A 17,191-nucleotide genomic window follows, 5' to 3' on the forward strand; every position below is an offset into this window, starting at 1 on the left:
GACCGCCGGTCAGCGGACGCGCTCTGCCCTGCGGAAGCGCGTCCGCGCACCGGCGCCGATATGGATCAGCACGGGAATCCTTTTTCCCACGACTGCCTCCAGCGCGGCCACCAGCGCGTGCACCTCGTCTGCGAGCAGGTGCGGGGCCACCCCCTGGCGCGGCAGCAGGCGGATCTTCAGCGCCGGGGTGCCTTTGACGTCGTAAGTAGTCACGGTGGCCCCCGCCAGGTCCGGCCGGTTTGCGAGGGCGTGCTTCAGGGCTTGCTCAGCCACTCCCCCGCCGATCCGGACGTCGCCGGGCACTTCACCGGGATCATATTCCAGGGCCAGGAGGTTGGCGCGGCCTTTTCCTTGCTGGGCCACCCAGGCCACCATGAGCCCGATCAGCACCAGCAGGACCAGGGCCACCAGGATCCACAGCCAGCTTTCAGACCGCCCCGGGAACCGTGTGGCGCTGAAGGCCTGGTTGGCTCCGGCCCAGACCCCGGCGGACCAGGAATGCCACCAGGATGCGACGGCCGGAACGGTAGCCAGCAGTATCAACAGGACGCCCACAGCCAGCAGTTTCAGGCCAAGGACGGCGATGAGGATCCGGTTGAGCAGGGTGGGTGTGCTGTTCATGCGCCAATAACTCCGGACGGCGCCACATTCACCTGCACCACAGGCGAGGGGTCCAGCGCCATGGCAGCAAGTTCGCTTTCGACGGCGGCGAGCACAGCATCGTGCTCCACGGGGACTCCTGACGTGGGCCGCACATTAACCACCACCTGACGCTTAGAGACAACCACCACGACCTGTTCGGGCGTGACGTTCGCGGCGAGCCGGGCACGCCGGGCCAGCGAGGAGGCAACGACTTCGTCGTCCACCACCACGGCAGGGCCGCCCGCATCCCGGCGGCGGGCCAGCAGGTGCCGGGCACGGCGTCCCGGCAGGATCCCGTTAAGGAAGAAGACGAGGCCGAACATCGCCAGCACGGCTCCGATGGCGCCCAGCAGCAGGGGCGTGATTCCCGCAGGCAGGGCAATCAGGCGTTCAGCGGCCACCTGCGGCTCGATCAGCCACGCGGGTTGGCCGATGGCGTGCACCCCGGCTTCAAGGAGGCCGTAGGCAGCAACAACAATGACGAGGACTGCCGCGGCTGTAGCGACCACTGCACGCGTTGAATGCGTTTCGCGGTACAGGATCCGTCCCATGTCCGGCGACTGGTCCTCCTGGCGCCTGCTCATCGCACCCGTCCCCCTTCGCTGATCTTTGCTCCGCTGATCCTGATGTCCACCCGGCTCAACTGGGCTCCGCTCAGCTCAGCCACTGTTGCCAGGATGCGTGCCTTTGCCCTCACGGTGCGGTCCCGGATGGAGCCGCCGGCAGCGTCCACCCGCGCAGCATCGGCGACCACCGCTTTCAAAGGCGGGATGCTGATGGGAGTGACGAGGGACAGGGCCAGCATGCCGTCGTCGTCCGCCCAGTCAGCCCGGACATCTTCCGCCTCCACACCCAGGAACTGGGCGGCAGCGGCTCTCGCGAGGCTGGTCAACGCCTGGGTGCTGATGCGGTTGTGGCCGCTGAACTCCTGCGCCCGGACCAGCGGGGCGGCGGGGCTCATGAGGACGAGCGCCGGCCGATGATGGCGTCCAGGACGCCGCGGAGGTCCAGTTTTCCTTCCGCGGCGCGGCCCAGGAGTGCCCCAATGGCCATAAACAGCAGGGATATCAGGAAGCCCCACAATCCGAACTGGAGGGACATAAAGGCGACGAAGGCGCCCATGGCGATGCCGGCGACGGTGAGGTTCACAGCAGCGCCTCCCGCTCGGCAGGGCCGGAAAGGCTGGGTTTGACCGGCGGCGGCACGTAGACGTCAGTAATTTCGACGTTGACTTCGATCACCTGCAGCCCCACCAGTTCCTCCACTGCCCGGTACACCGCAGCGCGCACCTCGTTGGCCAGGGAATGCAGCGGCGTTCCGTAGCTGGCCACCAGGCTGATGTCCACGGCCACCTGGGTTTCGCCCACTTCGGCGTGCACCCCGGCGGCATGGTCCGAACTTCCGACGGCGTCGCGGATGGCGCCCAGGGCACGTGAGGGGCCGGAGCCCAGCGAGTACACGCCGGGGACGGCACGTGCGGCGATTCCTGCCACCTTGGCCACCGCGGTTTCGGAGATTACTGTGCGGCCAAGGCCGGGCACGGGAACCGGTACCGGAGCCGGCACTGCGTGGCTGCCCTGGCTGGGTTGTGGGTTCTGGTATTCCATCAGGCACTCCCCCTTCTGTTGATCCCAACCCTATCCCCTGGCCGCATCGATGTGCTGGATACCCTGCCGCCAGTGTTAAAGGGCCCAGGCGGGGACGCCCCCAAGGACATCCCCGCCTGAGCGGTGCCGCCGGTTTCAGCGGCCGTGCGGCAGGTGCCGCAGCCTACTTGTAGAGGCCTTCGCCGCCAACCTTGACGTTGGTGGGCAGGTAGCCGAGCGGGCCGAGGCCGTTCTGGCCGAAGCTGCGGTCAACCTGGGTCACGCCGTTCTTGAAGTTGATCTTGACGGTCGGGGACAGCGAGCCGCCGCGGACGCCGTTGACGTTGTCGATGAAGGACTGCACCAGGCCGCCCGGCTGAACGTAGTGCGAGTAGGCCTGGAACTGCCGGCCGTTCTGCTGGCCCGAGATGGTCCCGCTCGGGTTGTTGGCCGGCAGGTTCAGGTCGGTGGGGGAACCGAGGGCCAGGCCGCTGTTGTTCACCGGCTGGTAGTCGGAACGGACGCCGTCGCCCACGAAGCCGTAGACGCCGTCGGGGCCGCGCATGCCGGCCGCGTACGTGAACTGGTGGCTGATCGTGTACAGGTAGTACTTGTTCTTGCCGTTCTCGTTCTGGATGAAGATCTGCGGGCGCTCAGTCTGGTCGTTCACGCAGTTGGCCGAAAGGATGGGCGGCAGGAAGGACCATTTGGTCAGGTCCTTGTTGTCTGCCACGGCCAGGCCCACGTTGGCGGTCTGGTAGTGCGCGCCGCTGTTCTGGACGTCGGTGACATTCTCGGCCTGGGGGTCGCCCGGCCGGTAGCCCAGGTCTTCGCCCTTGCACTGGTAGTCGCCGCGGTTTCCGGCGGTGTTGCCCTCGAAGACCATATATGTCTTGCCCGGGTGGGCGGGATCAGCGAAGGTGTACGGGTCGCGGAACGCGAAGCCGGGGTTTTGCGCCTTGGTCTGGTACATCTTTCCGTCCGGCTCCAGCAGCTTGGTGTGCTCGAAGCCGTCGAACGTGACGCCGTTCTGGTCAGCGTGGATGTTGCCCAGCGCCTTGGCGATGGCCGCATCCGGTGCGATGCCGCCGCCGCCCGCATTGCGCTCAGCCACGTCGTGGAAGGTGGTGGCGGTGTAGAAAACGTTCACGTGGTTGCCCTGCATCAGGCGGGTGGAGCCGGACCACTCGGTGTTGCCGATGGACGTGTTGTCCAGGAACAGGTGTCCGCCGTAGTTCCACTTGTCCTTGGCGGGATCGGCGTTGGTCTTGCGGAAGAAGTAGCCGATGCGGGCGTTCCAGTGGCGCTGGTCGAAGCCGTAGCCGGCGTGGCGGTCGGCCACCAGGGAGAAGATGACGTCCCAGCCCTTGTAGCTGATCTGGTTGGCGTTCTCGTCCGTCAGGGACCAGGTGTCCCAGACCCAGACGTCGTCATTCATGGCGGGGAAATCCTCAGGGATCTCCGGCATGGTGACGTCCGGACTCATGGAGTTCTGGCCGGGTGCGACGCTGGGATCGCTCTGCGCCATGATCTGCTTGGCGTCGGCGCGGGTCCACTTTGAGGTGAAGTCCGACGCCGGATCGAAAGCCTGCTGCGTGTGATCCGTGGGGAGTGCGAAGCCCGGGGTGGGGGCCGGCAGCTGCTGGCTGGCCGGCGGATCCGCCGGCTCGTTGGCCTGCGCGGAGGGAACGGCCAGGAAGGCCGAGGCCGCTATGGCCATCGCCAGTGCTGCGGCGGCAGGACGCCACCGCAGCAACCGGGGGGTTTGGGGGTGCTTGTGCATTTTTGCTCTTCTCGCGGAGTTGAAACTGTTCGTGGAAGACGGGCTGGTGCCCGGGTCCTCGAACTCCGGCGGTCCCAACAACACTGCAGGCGTCATCAGGGACGCCGTTGTATCGAGGGGAACGGGGTTGGGTGGTCCCCGTAGAAGAAGCCCAGTACGCGGTGCGTTCCCGGGCCGGTCTCCACGCTAGGCAGCCTTGCCGGTGCATTTCAAAACGTGTTGCGTGGGCAGTTTTCTTGGGTGGGCACCTATTGCGCAAGCGCTTACACCCTTCAAAGCGCGCGCGTGCCACAACGGTTTGGCGCGAGTCAAATGTTGCAGATGTCAGTCAAATTTTTTTCTAGCTTTGGAGGGGGCGCGCTCAGGCGCCGTGGGATGTGGGCAACAGCACTTGTATTCCGGGGCGGGCTCCGCAAAGACACTGCTGGGAATGGAGCCAGGCTTGGGACGTGGGGCGGCGAACTTGGCCAACAGAAGCTTGTTCGCGGATCCGAACCACGAAGGCGGGGTTTTGCGAACAAGCTTAGGAACTTCGCGGGCCCAACCCTTAGCGATGCCGGGTCCTGGCCGGATACCGCGTTAAAGAAGAAAAGCACCAGTTCCGAAGAACTGATGCTTCCCAGTGGTGGCTCCGACCGGCGTCGATCCGGTGACCTTTCGATTTTCAGTCGAACGCTCTACCAACTGAGCTACAGAGCCTAGGTGACTAGTCACCATGAGAGCCGGAATTGCTTCCAACAATCAGAGCGACCCTGACGGGACTTGAACCCGCGACCTCCGCCGTGACAGGGCGGCGCGCTAACCAACTGCGCTACAGGGCCTTGCGTTTCTTGCTTCACAGTATCTCTACTGCTTTTTTCAAGGCTTCCAGCCTACCAGACATTTTTTGTCTGTTTGACCAGTTCCTTGCGTACCCCCAACGGGATTCGAACCCGTGCCGCCGCCGTGAAAGGGCGGTGTCCTAGGCCGCTAGACGATGGGGGCCAGAACCCGTTCGGAACAAAATAAAAGGCGTAAAGCTTGGCTTTGCGTCTTTGTCCTTTGCGTTTCTCCGAACTGGACTCTAAAACTATAGGGCCTACTCAGGAATAATCCAAAATCGGCTATTTCAAGCCCCAAAGACGGGGAAGAACAGGTGAAGATGGACTGATGGATGCCGTTGCAGCACTCAACGAGATCGCCTTCTGGCTGGAGCGCGGCCGCGCTGCCACCTTCAAGGTCCAGGCCTTCCGGAAAGCCGCGGCGGTGATCGCCCCGCTGACGCCGGAGGAAGTGGCGGCCCGCACCCGGACCGGCCGGCTGAAATCCATGAAAGGCATCGGCGACCGGACGTACCAGGTCATCCAACAGGCCGTGGCGGGCGAGGTCCCCGACTACCTGGTGGACCTCCGGGACAAGGGCGCCCAACCGCTGGCTTCGGGCGGCTCCGATCTCCGGGCGGCGCTACGGGGTGACCTTCACAGCCACAGTGAATGGTCCGACGGCGGCTCCCCCATTGAGCTGATGCTGGCGGCCGCCGGGGTGCTGGGGCGGGAATACCTGGCACTGACGGACCACTCCCCCAACCTCACCATCGCGAACGGGCTCTCGGCCGAACGCCTCCTCCAGCAACTGGACGTGGTGGAGGGCATCAACGCCGGTGATCATCCGGTCCTGGACGGTCAGCCGGACCACAAGCCCCAGCTGCTCACCGGCATCGAGGTGGACATCCTCGAGTCCGGTGAGCTGGACCAGGCTCCGGAACTCCTGGACCGCCTGGACATTGTGGTGGCGAGCGTCCACTCGAAGCTCCGCGCCGACTCGAAGACGATGACCCGGCGCATGCTGGGCGGGATCCAGGACCCGCACACAAACGTTCTGGGCCACTGCACCGGCCGCCTGGTGGAGGGATCACGGGGGACGCGGCCGCCGTCGGACTTCGATGCCAGGGAGGTGTTCGCCGCGTGCGCCGAACACAACGTGGCCGTGGAGATCAACTCCCGGCCCGAGCGCCAGGACCCGCCGGACGCGCTGATCCAGCTGGCGCTGGACGCGGGATGCCTGTTCTCGATCGACAGCGACGCCCACGCGCCGGGCCAGCTGGATTTCCTGCAGTACGGCGCCGAGCGGGCCGAGCGCAACGGTGTCCCCGCTGAACGGATCATCACCACCTGGCCGGTGCAGCGGCTGCTGGAATGGGCCGCCGCAAAATAGAGCCTTACTTGGCCGCGTCCGCGAGTTTCTGCCGGAAGTCCGCCTTGGTGGTGAGGGTCAGCTTTTCCCCGTTCAGGAAAAAGGTGGGTGTCCCGCTCACTCCCAGGGCCTTGCCGTCCTCGATGTCCGCCAGGATGCGCTCCTCCGTCTGCGGATCCGCGACGACGGCGTCGAATTTCGCCAGGTCCAGCCCCAGCTGCCCGGCATAGGTGCGGAAGAGCGGCGCCTGGGACTGCTGGCTGCCGGCCCACTGGGACTGGGTCTCAAACAGCTTGTTGGCCATCTGCTGGTACTGCCCCTGCTGGGCTGCGGCCTCGGCAGCCAGGGCAGCCTGGCCCGAGTTCGGGTGAGCGGCCAAGGGGAAACTCCGGTGGACGAACGTGATCCTGTCCCCGAACTCGGCCTGGAATTCCTGCACTACGGGGTGGATGGAGCCACAGGAGGGGCATTCGAAGTCAAGGAATTCCACCAGTTGCGCCTTCTCCACCGCCGGGCTGGTCAAGCGGTGGCTGTCTTCCCGCACGAGTTGTTCGGCACCCGCAGCAGGCGGCGCTGGTTGCTCGGATTTCCCCAGGGTCAGCACGGCGTACCAGGCCATGCCGGCCACCACCACGGCAGCAAGGACCAGCCAGATGATTTTCCGGACCAGGCGTGCCGTATCACGGGGAGGAGCAAGGTTTGAGACCATAACCGGCATCCTAACCGGCTCCATGATCCCCAACGGCCCAACTTTGGCGAATATTTGGCAGGAACTTGGCTAGACGTGGCCGATTTCCGCCAGCCTGCCATCCCTGTCCCCGGCTACATTGGCAGCATGCCATCAACCACCGCCGCCAGCATAAGCGGCACCCCGTCTCTTTCGTCCCGGATCAAAGCCCTCGGAGTGGCTGCCATGGTCACCACCGTGGTGCTGTGGGCGTCCGCTTTTGTGGGCATCCGGGCCATCGGCCCGCACTTCTCCCCAGGCTCGCTGACGCTCGGCAGGCTGGCGGTTGCCGCCGTCGTGCTGTCCCTGCTGGTCCTGCCCCAACTGCTGAAGAGCCGGCTCCTTCCGAAGGGACGCGAGTGGTGGCCCATCCTCGCCTACGGCGCCATGTGGTTCGGCGGCTATAACGTGGCGCTCAACGCAGCGGAGCACGTGCTGGACGCCGGCACCAGCGCCCTGCTCATCAACGTCAACCCCATCCTGGTGGCCGTTATGGCCGGCATAGTCCTCAAGGAAGGCTTCCCCCGCTGGCTCATCATCGGGAGCCTGGTTGCCTTTGCCGGGGTGGCGCTGATCGCCGTAAGTTCCGGCCAGCCGTCCCAGCCGGGGGAAAGTCCGACGGCGGATGTTGCGGGTGTGCTGCTCTGCCTCCTTGCCGCCGTGCTCGCCGCAGTCAGCGTCATCATCCAGAAGCCTGTGCTGCGCAAGTTTCCGGCCGCCCAGGCCACCTGGTTCGGCATCCTGGTAGGCGCGCTGTGCTGCCTGCCGTTTGCCGGCCAGCTGGTTTCCGAGGTGCAGGCCGCACCGCCGGAAGCGACGCTGGGCCTGGTCTATCTGGGCGTCTTTCCGACGGCGATTGCCTTCACCACCTGGGCCTACGCGCTCTCCCTGATCGATGCCGGCAAGCTCGCCGCCACCACATACCTGGTGCCCGGCACCACGATCCTGATTTCCTGGCTCCTCCTGGGTGAGATCCCCACCGCACTCGGACTGGTGGGCGGCCTGGTCTGCCTGGTGGGCGTGGGACTGACCCGGCGCAGGTCCCGGACGCTGGTCCGCCATGCCACTCCGGCTGGTACTGCCGGGCAAACTCCAGGGCAGGCCGCTGCGGGACAACCTGCTGCGGGAGCAGGCGCCAAGCGGAGCGCTTCCCGCTAGAGTCGGAGTATGCCAGCCAGCCTGCCGCCGGGCCTGCCCATCATTCCCGAAGGCCCCAGCGAGCCCCTGCACGCCAGCGGCCCGGTCCACTTCTCCCAGCCCCAGGCCTTCAGCATGTCAGCGGACGAGTTCGAGGCGGCCGTCCAGGACGCGCTGGACAGCATCCCCGGCAAGCTGGCGCAGGCCATGGACAACGTGGCGGTGTTTATTGAGGACGACTACGTGCCCCGGCCCGGGGAGGACCCGGACACGGTCCTGCTGGGGCTTTACGAGGGTGTGCCCCTGACCGAACGGGACTCGTGGTGGGACGCCGGCTCGCTGCCGGACCGCATCACGATTTTCCGCGAACCCATCCTGGAAATCTGCGGGTCGCGCGAGGACGTGATCCACGAAGTGGCCGTCACGGTGGTCCACGAGATCGCCCACCACTTCGGCATAAACGACGACCGGCTGCACGAACTCGGCTGGGGCTAGCCTTGTAGGCATGGGACACAACCACAGCCACACGCATGGCGTCACCGCAACAGGCCGGCACCGCAACCGGCTGGTGACCGTCCTCGCCATCACGCTGGCCGTGGTGCTGGTCCAGGTGGCGGGTGCCGCCCTCTCGGGGTCGCTGTCACTGCTGGCTGACGCCGGGCACATGCTCTCGGACGCTGCCGGGGTGACCATCGCGCTGCTCGCCGCCTGGATCGCCGGCCAACCCGCGAGCGACCAGCGGACCTACGGGTACCAGCGCGCTGAAGTGCTCGCCGCCCTGGCCAACGCCCTGATCCTGATCGTGATCTCCGTGGTGATCTTCACTGAAGCCATCCGGCGGATCGGGGCAGCACCCGAAGTCCAGACGGATATCATGCTTTTCGCCGCCATCCTGGGTGCCGCTGCGAACCTGGTGTCACTGCTGATCCTGCGGGGCGGGCACCGGGAAAGCCTCAATGTCCGGGGCGCCTACCTCGAAGTCCTGGGCGACCTGCTGGGCTCCTTCGCCGTGATCGCCGCTGCCGTGGTGATCATGGCCACCGGGTTCCAGGCCGCGGATACGATCGCCTCGGTGCTGATCGCCGTGCTGATCCTCCCCCGCGCCTGGACCTTGCTGCGCGATGTTGTGGACGTGCTGCTGGAAGCCAGCCCGAAGGGTGTGGAAGTCCAGATGATCCGGGAACACATCCTTTCGGTCGAGGGCGTCTCGGACGTGCACGATATCCACATCTGGACCATCACCTCCGGCGTCCCCGTCTTTTCCGCCCACGTGGTGGTGGAGGACGGTGTGCTGACCGCCCGGGGCGCGGACCAGTTGCTGGACAAGCTGGTCACCTGCCTGGGCTCGCACTTTGATACGGACCACTGCACCTTCCAGCTGGAACCGGCCACCCACTCCGAACACGAAGCCCACCAACACGCATAGACCGGCTTGTTTTTTCGGCTCGTCCCGCCGTTGGAGCCTCCGGGCGCTTTCGGGGCAGCGACCCGCCCTCGCGACACGCCGTGCCCACCTGCAAAACTGAATGCCTCCTTGTGGTTAGTGTTACTGACGTGACTCTTGTTGCCAAAGTGCAGTAAGTCACGTAGCCTCGGACTGCTGGGGAGCAGGCCAAGGGCATAGCCCTGCCGCGGTCAGGACCTCCCGGCCCTACCGTTTCGAGGTTTCAACAGATGGTTTTGACTGGATCCGGCCGCAAGGCTGCCCTCCTGACTGCCGCCGTCGTACTGGTCACGGCACTGGCGACGCCGGCAGCGGCGGTTTCCGCGCCGCTGTCCCCGGCCGTTGCCGTTCCTGCCGCTCCGGAAATACCTTCGCCGGAGGACATTGCCGCGGCCAAAGCCAACGAGGCCGCCACAGCGGACCAGGTGGCCAACATCGAGCGCATCCTGGAGGCCGCGGCGAGCGCCCAGCAGGCTGCCTTCGCGGCGGCCATGCAGGCCAACAACGCCTACAGCGAGGCCGTGGTGGAGCTGGAGCAGCGCTCATCAGCGGCGGCAGTTGCGTCAGCGAAAGCTGCAACTGCCAGGGAGCAGCAGGACAAAACCAGGAAACAGGTGGGACAGCTCGCGGGCGACCTCTACCGCAACGGCGGGCTGAACCCCTCCCTGGGCACCTTCGTCAGCGGTAACGGGGAAACCCTTCAGCAGGCCGCAACCCTCCAGGCCATTTCTGCCAGCCGGAGCCGGACATTCGAGGCCGCCGATGCTGCCGCCCAATCATCAATCTCGCTGACCGCGGCGGCGGAGGATGCCACCAGGGCGGCCGACGACGCGGCGCGTACAGCCGAAGCACGGAAAGTCAGGGCCGAGGAGGCCAACGCAGCCGTGGCCAAAACGGTGACGGATGCCAAGGTCCAGCGCGCCGTCCTGGTGGACCAGCTGGCCGAACTCCGGAACACCACGGCGGCACTCGAATCGGCGCGCGTGGATGCACTCGACCGGCAACGGGAAGAAGCCCGGCTGGCGGCGGCTTTTGCAGCTGCAGAGCGGGCTGCCCGGGAGCAGCCGGCCGCCCCGGCTGACACTCCCGCCGCGGCAGCGCCTGCCGCTGCGGCTCCCGCTCCGGCTGTTGCAGCCCCTGCACCGGTTCGAGCACCCGCGGCGCCTGCACCGCCTGCCCCGGCCGCGCCAGCACCCGCGCCCGCGCCTGCTCCTGCGCCTGCTCCTGTCCCTGCCCCCTCAACCGGCGGCGGAACCTACGAGGCCGCCATTTCGGTAGCCCTCAGCAAGGTGGGCGCGCCCTACTACTACCAGTACGGCGGCACCGGGCCCTACGGTTTCGACTGTTCGGGCCTGGTGCAGACATCCTTTGCTGCGGCCGGAAAGTACCTCCCGCGCACCGCCGGCCAGCAGTATGCTGCCGCGCCGGTCCACGTTCCCATCTCACAGGCCCGGCGGGGTGACCTGCTGGTTTGGGGATCGCCGTCGAACTTCTACCACGTTGCCATCTACCTCGGCAACGGCCAGGTGGTGCAGGCACTCAACCCGCAGGAAGGCATCGGAGTAACGCCGCTGAGCGCCATGGCCGGCATGGAACTTTATGGCTATGCGGCCCGCTACTGACCCTGCCTGCCATCGGGACAGTCCGCCGGGCGAACGTCAGCTCAGGACGTCCTTGGTGACAAACCGCCCGTAAGCGAGCGCTCCGAACACGGCCACGTAGCCTCCTTGGAGCCACGCGTTGTCCGTAAACGAATCCCACAGCACAGGCTGGCGGAGCAGATCCCCGAATCCCAACCAGTAGTGGCTGAAAAGCCAGGGGTGCAGCCACTCCAGCTGCGGCAACTGGTCGAGGACCTGGGACACCACCGAGACCACCACTGTGGCGGCCATGGCACCCACGGGGACCACCGTGAGCGTGGACAGGAACAGGCCCACGGCGGAAAGCCCGGCCAGGGACACGGACAGGTACGCGGCGATCAGCAGGATGCGCAGCGCCGCTTCCGGAGGCTCAATGACGTCTCCGGACAGCAGCGTCACGGGGCCGACCGGGAAAAGCGCTGCCCCGATCGCTGCTCCGGCCAGTCCAACCGTGAGGGGCGCGGCGAGGCAGAAGGCCAGCGCCGCGGCGTACTTCACCAGGAGCAGCCGTACCCGGCCCGTCGGGGCAACCAGCAGGTACCGCAGCGTTCCCATGTTGGCTTCCCCCGCGATGGTGTCCCCTGCCACCACCCCCACCGTGAGTGGCAGGAACAGGGGAACGGACACCAGCATGGCGGTAAAGGCAACGAACAGGCCGTTCTGCGTGATCCGGTCCAGGAATGCCGGCCCCCGCCCGGCAGGAACCGCCGACGAGATCCGGACGGCAACCGCAATCAGCACGGGGATCGCGGCGAGCGCCAGCAGCAGCGCCCAGGTGCGTCGGCGCCCAAACAGCACCCGGAGTTCCGAGCGCAGGAGGGAAAGGCCCGTTCCGCGCGGCCTCGCCGCCACCGCCGTCGGTCTGGCTAATCCGGCGCTTTCCGAATGTGCGCTACTGGGCAACGTCAAACCCCTCCCCCGTCAAGGCGACGAACCTGTCCTCAAGGCTTTCACGTTCCACAGCGAACCCCCGGACCCGGACTCCGGCCTGCACGAGGGCGGCCACAATGTCCTCCGGCGCGGTGTTTCCCCGGGAAGTGTCCAGTGCCGCCGTCAGCACCTGGCCCTCCGGCTGCCCTGCTGTTTCCTCCGGCACCAGCCCCAACCGGGCAAGGACTGTCAATGCTGCGCCGGCGTCAGGCGTAACGAGGCGGATGCGTGCCGTGCCGGACCGCCGCAGCTCCGCCAGCGGACCCTGTGCCACCAGCCGGCCCGCGCTCATCACGGCCGCGTGGGTACAGATCTGTTCCACCTCAGCCAGCAGGTGGCTGGACACAAAAACGGTGGTTCCGTCCGCCGCGAGGGAACGGACGAGGTTGCGCACTTCCCGGGTCCCTTGCAGGTCCAGCCCGTTGGTGGGCTCGTCCAGGACCAGCAGTTCGCGGGGCGAGAGCAGGGCGTTCGCGATGCCCAGCCGCTGCTTCATGCCGAGGGAATAGGCGTGGACCCGCTTGCCTGCGGCATGTCCGAGCCCTACCCGTTCCAGCGCCTGGTTTACCCGCGCCTTCCGGGTGGCGGGGGCTGCATGCCGGGTGGCAGCGTCGAGGCGGTGCAGGTTGGCAGTGCCGGAGAGGAACGGATAAAAGGCCGGGCCCTCCACCAGTGCGCCCACACGCGGAAGGACTTCCTGGAACCGGCCCGGCATGTCCATCCCCAGCAGCCTGACACTTCCGGCGGAAGCCGCGGCGAGGCCCAGCAGCATCCGGATGGTGGTGGTCTTGCCCGAGCCGTTGGGGCCCAGGAAACCAAAGACCGCGCCTTGCGGCACCGCAAGGTCCAGGCCGTCCACGGCCAGCTGCTGCCCGAACCGCTTGGTCAGCCCCTGCGTCTGGATGGTCAGCCCGGACGTCCAGGACCCGGAGCCCTGCGCAGCCGCAGTCACGGAGCCGTGGAAGCGGCTTGCAGCCTCTCCGGCGGGACCATGCCCGCGAAGATCCGGCCGTCGTCGGTAAGCAGGATGTTGAACAGTGCGGTGGAAATCAGCCGGCCGCCAGGAACGGCGGCAGCAGCCTGGGCCAGCAGCGGGTTGCGGGTCAGCAAGGCGCTGAGGGCGGACCCGGCGCCGCTGTCCGCAGGGACTTCCGCTACTGTCTCCCAGCCGGAGCCGGACAGGTAGTGCCGGGCGTTCTCCTGGACGTTCCTGCCCAGGCCGTCAGGAGTGATGTACGTTCCGGGCGTTTCGGGGAACCCTGCTCGGGCCGGATGGTGGAGCTGCAGTTCCTTCACGGTACTGCCCGCCGGCGGGGAGAAGTTGAACAGTGCCGCCTCCGGCGCTTCCAGGGAAAGGCTGGTGAATCCGGTGCTGAAGGCAGGCCCGGCAGCGCCGCGTGCAGTGACCTTGACGGAGAGCGGCATGCCGTTCTCCGCGTCGACGGCGACTGCTATCTTTCCCACGAGCGTGCCGTCAGTGCGGGGTTCCAGCACCAGGCTGTACGCACGGCGGCCGGCGGTTTCAACGTCGGGACCCACAGTTACCGCGGTGGTGCTGTCCGCTGCTGCCAGGAATTTCTCCGCCAGCTCCTCAGGCGTGGGCGGAACCTTCATGTGGTTATGGTGTCCGTCCGCCGGAGGCGTTCCGATGGCGCCCGGGTCGGTCAGGGGCCCTGCCTGGGACGGGTCCGCCAGCGGCAGATCGCGGGCGTAGGCCGGCAGCGTCAGGTGCGCCGTGGAGTTGTCCTTGGACGAGTAGAACCAGACGTCGTTGCCGTGGCGGATGATGTCCCGTTCCGCGAGCCGGTCCACTACCTGGATGCGCGCCTTGGTGGTGCCGTCCATAAACACCCGTGCGGTGTGCTCGCCGCTGAGGAACTCCATCAGCGAAGCCACGCCGTCAGGGGATGCCGGGCCGGAAGCAGGCGGCGTTGCCGGCAGCTCCGGCAGCCCCAGCTCCGAGACCTGTTCGATGGTGCCCGAGAACGTGTGCGTTTTGTGCGAGGCGAGGAGGGCCATGACTTCGGCCGGGGTCTTGGCCGGCAGGGGGTCGCCGGCGCGTGCGGGGATGGTTCCCGCCAGTGCCCCGGCGGCGATCACAGCAGGTACCGCCACCGCGGGAACCCAGCGCAGCCACGGCCTGCCCATGGCGTGCTTCAGGCCGCGGTCCCTGGCCCTGTTGCTGGCCAATTCGTTGGTCCCGTGGCTTGTCCGGTTGCTGATACTCCGGTTCATCGCCGGCAGTCTCCGTCGTTGGAGCCCATAGTCCAAGGGTACGCCTCGGCGGCGCGCCCTACACCTGCCGGGGCAACCGAGAGGGGCTAGGCGGGAAGCACGGTTCCCGCGCCGCCATCGACCGTTATCTGTTGTCCCGTGGTCAGCCGGAGGGTGGCTTCAGGAACCCCCACCACGGCCGGAATGCCATATTCCCTTGCCACTACGGCACCATGGGAATTGGGCCCGCCCATCTCCATGACCAGGCCGCCTGCAGTCAGGAACAAAGGCGTCCAGCCGGGATCGGTGGACGGCGCCACCAGGATCTCCCCCGGTTCGAGATGGGCCCCGACCGGATCAAGGATGACCCGCGCCGGAGCTGTGACGGACCCGGCTGAGGCGGGGCTGCCGGTCAGGGCCCCATCCGCCGCCGCAGCACCGCGTGCGGAGAGCACTTCCGGCTCGGTGCCGTCCGAGAGCAGGACCCGGGGGATGTGGCGCCTGCCCAATTCGCTGGAGTACGCGGCCCGCCGCTCCATCACCAGTTCACGCAGGTTGCGGTGCCGGCCGGCCCCGCCCGCACTGGTGCCGGCACTCGTGCCGCCACTGCCGCCCAGTGCCTGCCGGAGCTCATCAAAGTCGAGGAAGAAGACGTCCTCCCCGCTCTCGAGCCGGCCGTCGGCGGCCAATGCGGCTCCCACGAGCGCAAGTTGTTTCCGCACTTCAGCAAGTCCCAGGACCAGCTGGTACTTGGGCAGTTCCCGCAAACCGGCGAACAACCTGGTGCGTTCCAGTGCGGCGCCTACCAGCAGGCCCCGCACCCTGCCGCGCCGGCGCGCCTCGGCTACAAGCCGGCCCACAGCCGCTTCTGCCTCCGCCTCGGCCCGGCTGAACTGCGCGTCCGGGGCCATGGCGGGATCCTCCAGGCGGAGGTAGTTGGCCAGGACGCCCAGGATATACGCGGGCTCGTCCTGCCAGCGCGGCATCCCCACATCAATCTCGGCTACAGCACGGTGGCCGTACCTCTCCAGGAAGCGGGTCAGGCCGGCATGCAGCACGGGAGGCAGGTTACCGCCGCTGAACTCCGCCGCAAGCCGGGACGGCTCGCGCGTCTCGAGGGCCTCGCGCGATTCCCTGTCGTCCTTCATTGCCGACGCGAGGCGCCACAAATCGAGGTCCATCTCTGTGGTCACATTCTGCGGCAGGCCCCGGAGCACTTTCTGCAGCTCTTCTCCCCGGCCCGGGCCGCCCAGTAGCTTTCCCACCGCCCACAGCGACGCAAAGGCCAAGGCCGGCAGGGGCAGGATGGCCGGAACAATCGTAAAAAGCCGGCTGCCAAGGAGCCGCTCGGCGTGGTCCAGCCGTTCAACGGGGCCCGCTCCTGCCCCCAGCTCCAGGTTGTCCGTAAACTGCCGGGTGAAACGATCGAGGCGGCGGAGGGCCGACCTGGGCATCAACACCCCGCGGAGCAGCGTTTCCGGAGCCCTGGCGCGCACCGCGGCGGGCAGGACGTGGCGCAGCAGTCCAAACGGAGTCTTCCGGGTCACCGAAAACCGGGGGTCCGCAAAAATCTGGCGCAGCACCATGGCGGAGCGGGCCTCCATAACGTCGAACACGCGCGGCAGGATGCGGCGGCCAACCGTACTCCGGACCGGCGTGGTGACGTCGACGTACATGCGCTGCGCCGCCTCGGCATACGGCGAAGGCCCGCGGCGGGGGTCAGGGACGTCGAACCCCGCCGCGTTGGCTACGGAGGAGCCAATGAGCCGCAGTGATGCCAGCCCCATGGGAGTAAGGGGGCGGGTAAGCCCTTGGGCGAGGCTGAAGCACAGGTACACCCTGGTTCCCCCGGCCGCCGCGGAACGGCTTTCGGGTATCGGGTACAAGGTGGTGACAGGCCGGGACTGCGTCAGCCAGAACGCGCCGCCGGCGTCGATGGCCCACTCCGTGTCCTGCGGCGCGCCGAAATGCCGCTCGGCCTGCAGGCCAAGGGCGGCGAGCTCCAGCGCCTGCGCATCGGTCAGGCTGGAAGCGTCCGTCCCGTCCTGGACGGTTCTGGTCTCGGTTCCACCGCCAGGCAGGCTCCGGACGGCCACGCGCTTATCGCCAAACTTCCGGTCAAGGACCCGGTTTGTTGCCGTGTCCACGACGAAATGATCCGGGTTGACCGCGCCCGAGACGACCGCTTCGCCAAGCCCCGGAGCGGCATCAATGACCACCTCCCGGCGCCGTCCGGTCAACGGGTTGGCGGTGAACATCACCCCCGCCGCTGCGGCGTCAACCATCCTTTGGATCACGACGGCGAGGGCTACTTCGTGGGGCGCGATGCCCAGTGCCGCCCGGTAGGCCACAGCCCGGTCGGTCCAAAGGGACGCCCAGCAGTTCCGCACTGCCTCCACGAGCGCTTCGATCCCAATCACATTCAGGTAGGTGTCCTGCTGGCCGGCGAAACTGGCGAACGGGAGGTCCTCGGCCGTGGCGGAGGAGCGCACCGCCACAGGAACGTCATGCCCCAGCGCGGAGTAGGCCTGTTCCACCGCTGCGGCGATGTGCGGCGAAACCGGTATGCCGCGGATTGCTTCGCGTACCTTGCCGGCCATGGCGGCCAGTTCCGCGGCCCGGTCCGTGGTTCCCTGCGATGTTCTTTGGACGTCCCCGAGCTGCCTGAGGGCGCCGTCACGGATCCCGGCCGTGGCCTCTTTGTAGGCCTCGGTGGTCAGGCAGAACCCGTCCGGCACGGGAAGTCCTGCCGATATCAGTTCCCCCAGATTGGCAGCCTTGCCGCCCACCAGCGGAAGCATGCTGCCGTCGAGGTGGCTGAGGCGGACCACCAAAGTGTGGCCATTCCCGCCGCCCGGCAGGCGGGGCTCGTCCCCCGCCCCTCCTCGATAGTCGGCAGCCATGGTGGCGTTCCGA

Annotated in this window: 16 protein-coding genes and 3 tRNA genes; 5 read left to right on the forward strand and 14 right to left on the reverse strand. The window is 67.2% G+C overall.

Annotation, left to right across the window (positions count from 1 at the left end):
* Positions 1-9: 9 nt before the first annotated feature.
* The 9 genes from AC3A4Z_RS11905 to AC3A4Z_RS11945 form a co-directional block, all read right to left on the reverse strand.
* Positions 10-621, reverse strand: a complete 612-nt coding sequence (locus AC3A4Z_RS11905) for a hypothetical protein (protein WP_498711722.1) — start codon at positions 619-621, stop codon at positions 10-12.
* Positions 618-1,226, reverse strand: coding sequence for a hypothetical protein (locus tag AC3A4Z_RS11910; protein WP_498711723.1), 609 nt, complete (start codon positions 1,224-1,226; stop codon positions 618-620). Before AC3A4Z_RS11910 ends, AC3A4Z_RS11905 begins: the two co-directional genes overlap by 4 nt.
* Positions 1,223-1,603, reverse strand: a complete 381-nt coding sequence (locus AC3A4Z_RS11915) for a hypothetical protein (RefSeq protein WP_498711724.1) — start codon at positions 1,601-1,603, stop codon at positions 1,223-1,225. The genes AC3A4Z_RS11910 and AC3A4Z_RS11915 overlap by 4 nt, the downstream gene beginning before the upstream one ends.
* Positions 1,600-1,791 (reverse strand): hypothetical protein, encoded by a 192-nt coding sequence (locus AC3A4Z_RS11920; RefSeq protein ID WP_050056533.1) that lies wholly within the window; start codon positions 1,789-1,791, stop codon positions 1,600-1,602. Before AC3A4Z_RS11920 ends, AC3A4Z_RS11915 begins: the two co-directional genes overlap by 4 nt.
* The gene (locus AC3A4Z_RS11925) at positions 1,788-2,249 is read right to left on the reverse strand and encodes an Asp23/Gls24 family envelope stress response protein (RefSeq protein ID WP_498711725.1); all 462 of its coding nucleotides are present in this window, start codon (positions 2,247-2,249) and stop codon (positions 1,788-1,790) included. The genes AC3A4Z_RS11920 and AC3A4Z_RS11925 overlap by 4 nt, the downstream gene beginning before the upstream one ends.
* 163 nt (positions 2,250-2,412) lie before the next feature.
* On the reverse strand, positions 2,413-4,011 hold the full coding sequence (locus AC3A4Z_RS11930; RefSeq protein ID WP_498711726.1) for a glycoside hydrolase family 68 protein: 1,599 nt from the start codon (positions 4,009-4,011) through the stop codon (positions 2,413-2,415).
* Positions 4,012-4,634: 623 nt separating this feature from the next.
* Positions 4,635-4,710, reverse strand: a tRNA-Phe gene (locus AC3A4Z_RS11935).
* 48 nt (positions 4,711-4,758) lie between these two features.
* Positions 4,759-4,832 (reverse strand) — tRNA-Asp (locus AC3A4Z_RS11940).
* Positions 4,833-4,922: 90 nt separating this feature from the next.
* Positions 4,923-4,995 (reverse strand) — tRNA-Glu (locus tag AC3A4Z_RS11945).
* A 165-nt stretch (positions 4,996-5,160) separates the two neighbouring features.
* Between AC3A4Z_RS11945 and AC3A4Z_RS11950 the strand changes: the two genes are divergently transcribed.
* Positions 5,161-6,204, forward strand: a complete 1,044-nt coding sequence (locus AC3A4Z_RS11950) for a PHP domain-containing protein (protein ID WP_498711727.1) — start codon at positions 5,161-5,163, stop codon at positions 6,202-6,204.
* A gap of 4 nt (positions 6,205-6,208) precedes the next feature.
* Here the strand turns inward: AC3A4Z_RS11950 and AC3A4Z_RS11955 are convergent, their stop codons facing one another.
* Positions 6,209-6,892 carry a DsbA family protein gene (locus tag AC3A4Z_RS11955; protein WP_498711728.1) on the reverse strand — a complete coding sequence of 228 codons (684 nt, stop codon included), beginning with the start codon at positions 6,890-6,892 and terminating at the stop codon, positions 6,209-6,211.
* Between the two features lie 126 nt (positions 6,893-7,018).
* On the opposite strand from AC3A4Z_RS11955, the gene AC3A4Z_RS11960 reads away from it, so the two are divergent.
* The 4 genes from AC3A4Z_RS11960 (at position 7,019) to AC3A4Z_RS11975 (ending at position 11,113) form a co-directional block, all read left to right on the forward strand.
* The gene (locus tag AC3A4Z_RS11960; RefSeq protein ID WP_498711729.1) at positions 7,019-8,068 is read left to right on the forward strand and encodes a DMT family transporter; all 1,050 of its coding nucleotides are present in this window, start codon (positions 7,019-7,021) and stop codon (positions 8,066-8,068) included.
* A gap of 9 nt (positions 8,069-8,077) precedes the next feature.
* Positions 8,078-8,542, forward strand: coding sequence for a metallopeptidase family protein (locus AC3A4Z_RS11965; RefSeq protein WP_498711730.1), 465 nt, complete (start codon positions 8,078-8,080; stop codon positions 8,540-8,542).
* A 10-nt stretch (positions 8,543-8,552) separates the two neighbouring features.
* Positions 8,553-9,473 (forward strand): cation diffusion facilitator family transporter, encoded by a 921-nt coding sequence (locus AC3A4Z_RS11970; protein WP_498711731.1) that lies wholly within the window; start codon positions 8,553-8,555, stop codon positions 9,471-9,473.
* 248 nt (positions 9,474-9,721) lie between these two features.
* Positions 9,722-11,113, forward strand: a complete 1,392-nt coding sequence (locus AC3A4Z_RS11975) for a C40 family peptidase (protein WP_498711732.1) — start codon at positions 9,722-9,724, stop codon at positions 11,111-11,113.
* Between the two features lie 36 nt (positions 11,114-11,149).
* Here the strand turns inward: AC3A4Z_RS11975 and AC3A4Z_RS11980 are convergent, their stop codons facing one another.
* The 4 genes from AC3A4Z_RS11980 to AC3A4Z_RS11995 form a co-directional block, all read right to left on the reverse strand.
* Positions 11,150-11,983, reverse strand: coding sequence for an ABC transporter permease (locus tag AC3A4Z_RS11980; protein WP_498711733.1), 834 nt, complete (start codon positions 11,981-11,983; stop codon positions 11,150-11,152).
* A gap of 40 nt (positions 11,984-12,023) precedes the next feature.
* Positions 12,024-13,013: an ABC transporter ATP-binding protein gene (locus AC3A4Z_RS11985; protein WP_498711734.1), complete on the reverse strand. Its 990-nt coding sequence runs from the start codon at positions 13,011-13,013 to the stop codon at positions 12,024-12,026.
* The gene (locus tag AC3A4Z_RS11990) at positions 13,010-14,296 is read right to left on the reverse strand and encodes a LolA family protein (protein ID WP_498711735.1); all 1,287 of its coding nucleotides are present in this window, start codon (positions 14,294-14,296) and stop codon (positions 13,010-13,012) included. The genes AC3A4Z_RS11985 and AC3A4Z_RS11990 overlap by 4 nt, the downstream gene beginning before the upstream one ends.
* Positions 14,297-14,382: 86 nt before the next feature.
* Positions 14,383-17,178: a PEP/pyruvate-binding domain-containing protein gene (locus AC3A4Z_RS11995; RefSeq protein WP_498711736.1), complete on the reverse strand. Its 2,796-nt coding sequence runs from the start codon at positions 17,176-17,178 to the stop codon at positions 14,383-14,385.
* Positions 17,179-17,191 lie beyond the last annotated feature (13 nt).

It is taken from the genome of Arthrobacter sp. Soil_C_49, from assembly GCF_057656635.1.

Coding starts and splice junctions, on each gene's coding strand:
- AC3A4Z_RS11955 (WP_498711728.1), bottom strand. CDS start 6,892: ATGGTCTCAAACCTTGCTCCTCCCCGTGATACGGCACGCCTGGTCCGG.
- AC3A4Z_RS11915 (WP_498711724.1), bottom strand. CDS start 1,603: ATGAGCCCCGCCGCCCCGCTGGTCCGGGCGCAGGAGTTCAGCGGCCAC.
- AC3A4Z_RS11995 (WP_498711736.1), bottom strand. CDS start 17,178: ATGGCTGCCGACTATCGAGGAGGGGCGGGGGACGAGCCCCGCCTGCCG.
- AC3A4Z_RS11975 (WP_498711732.1), top strand. CDS start 9,722: ATGGTTTTGACTGGATCCGGCCGCAAGGCTGCCCTCCTGACTGCCGCC.
- AC3A4Z_RS11950 (WP_498711727.1), top strand. CDS start 5,161: ATGGATGCCGTTGCAGCACTCAACGAGATCGCCTTCTGGCTGGAGCGC.
- AC3A4Z_RS11930 (WP_498711726.1), bottom strand. CDS start 4,011: ATGCACAAGCACCCCCAAACCCCCCGGTTGCTGCGGTGGCGTCCTGCC.
- AC3A4Z_RS11925 (WP_498711725.1), bottom strand. CDS start 2,249: ATGGAATACCAGAACCCACAACCCAGCCAGGGCAGCCACGCAGTGCCG.
- AC3A4Z_RS11990 (WP_498711735.1), bottom strand. CDS start 14,296: ATGAACCGGAGTATCAGCAACCGGACAAGCCACGGGACCAACGAATTG.
- AC3A4Z_RS11965 (WP_498711730.1), top strand. CDS start 8,078: ATGCCAGCCAGCCTGCCGCCGGGCCTGCCCATCATTCCCGAAGGCCCC.
- AC3A4Z_RS11970 (WP_498711731.1), top strand. CDS start 8,553: ATGGGACACAACCACAGCCACACGCATGGCGTCACCGCAACAGGCCGG.
- AC3A4Z_RS11905 (WP_498711722.1), bottom strand. CDS start 621: ATGAACAGCACACCCACCCTGCTCAACCGGATCCTCATCGCCGTCCTT.
- AC3A4Z_RS11960 (WP_498711729.1), top strand. CDS start 7,019: ATGCCATCAACCACCGCCGCCAGCATAAGCGGCACCCCGTCTCTTTCG.
- AC3A4Z_RS11910 (WP_498711723.1), bottom strand. CDS start 1,226: ATGAGCAGGCGCCAGGAGGACCAGTCGCCGGACATGGGACGGATCCTG.